The organism is Piscirickettsia salmonis LF-89 = ATCC VR-1361 (assembly GCF_000297215.2).
Lineage (GTDB): Bacteria > Pseudomonadota > Gammaproteobacteria > Piscirickettsiales > Piscirickettsiaceae > Piscirickettsia > Piscirickettsia salmonis.
In genome coordinates this window covers 1-1,491 of sequence record NZ_AMFF02000202.1, presented here as the reverse complement: position 1 = coordinate 1,491, position 1,491 = coordinate 1, and the positions used below count along the sequence as shown (strand labels likewise).

Genomic DNA, 1,491 nt, shown 5'->3' with positions numbered 1-1,491 from the left:
TGCGGGTTGTCACTTATTATTTTTACCCCCTTATTCTCCTGATTTAAACCCGATAGAGCATGTATGGTCACCGCTTAAAAATAGGGTTCGCATGAAGCTTGATCAAGATGAAATAAATTTAGAGACAGCGCTTAGTCAAGTAATGAAGTCAATGTCAGAAACTATTCGTTGAGTGCTATAACTCTGCACTATTTACACAAGGTTATGAGTGTTTAAAAGCGCTTGAGTTAAATCAGCCTGAAAATATCGACAAACTACTTGGTGGCCTTGCATTATTTGCAGGAAACTATCAGCGCTTGGAAAAGCTCGGGTTTAGTCTTAATCCTGAGCGTGTGAAAAAAATGCTTGATAATCTTGAAAGTTTTGATCAGGACTATCCGAGTTTACAGAAACTTCATGCTGTTTATGATGGACTGACTGCAAAGATTGAGAATAATCAGCTTAAAGTGCATGGATTGACTGGTGGCAGCTCTATTATGTTTAAAGGGCAGTTAAGATGTGTACCGAAAGGTGTAAGTAAAATATGGGAACAAGTTGCTGATGATGAGGGCAACTTTAAATGGATGGATGATGCTGATGTGGCTTTAACTCAGGCAAAAGCTCAAGCCGATCAACGACAAGGGTTTAGGGGGTTGACTGCGGTAAGTATGTTTTTTGGCTCTTATCGGGATAGTGAAACGAAAGAGTTGTATAAGGAAATTAGTGGACTTCTAGCTTCTTAATGACTATGGGTCTGTGATGAGGCCATGTTTAGTTAAAATGTGAGTCTAATATTGCTTGTCGTATTTCTTTGCATTTAGTGTTACTCATATTAAAAAAAAGGGTAGTAGGCTCACCAAATAGCTTGGGTTGATGATCAATGTTGGCAGATGATGACGTATCGATGCTTGATTGTATTGCTGGGGAAGTGACCCATTGTTGCATTTCAGTTCGAATCATATCTAAGCTGTTATTTTTCTTTGCTATTAAATTTTGAATAAGCTGTAGTGTTTGTTTTTCGGCATAGGGCTCCTGTTTGCTTTTCGAGATAAAATGATTGTAATTAAGGTAATCATAGGTGATAGCGAGTGCTTTTTGTAGGTTCGTATTTTCTTTAAGGTTTAGCCAGTTGCCATCTTCAGAAAAGTCAATATCTGCATTATAAAGCGCGATGGCTGCTTTTTGTAAGTAAATATTCTCTTGTAGTGGTATCCAATTTTCAGCAAAGCCAATCTTTGGATTATTAACTGCAATAACCGCTGCTTGAAGGTTAGAGCTCTGTAGTGCTTGCTGTAAAATCGTTTTATTATAAAGATTATTGTCTACTAAAATTCGAGCAAAGTCAGGGTTGATTAAACCAATATTTTCTTCTAAGGGAAGCTCATGCTTTATTATAGCGCTGGATTAACAGTTTCTGACATAATATCAGTAGGTTAAAAAATACAATAAGGAAAAACGATGCCTTCTCCTTACAGTTATGACTTAAGAATTCGAGCACTAAAAATGATTGAT

At 37.0% G+C, this 1,491-nt stretch carries 2 protein-coding genes; both read left to right on the top strand.

Annotated features, from left to right (window positions below):
* On the top strand, window positions 1–172 hold a 172-nt coding region (locus C200_RS15590; protein ID WP_033923692.1), incomplete at its 5' end, for a transposase.
* Window positions 173–296: 124 nt separating this feature from the next.
* Window positions 297–722, top strand: a complete 426-nt coding sequence (locus tag C200_RS13310; protein ID WP_016212382.1) for a hypothetical protein — start codon at window positions 297–299, stop codon at window positions 720–722.
* Window positions 723–1,491: the final 769 nt, after the last annotated feature.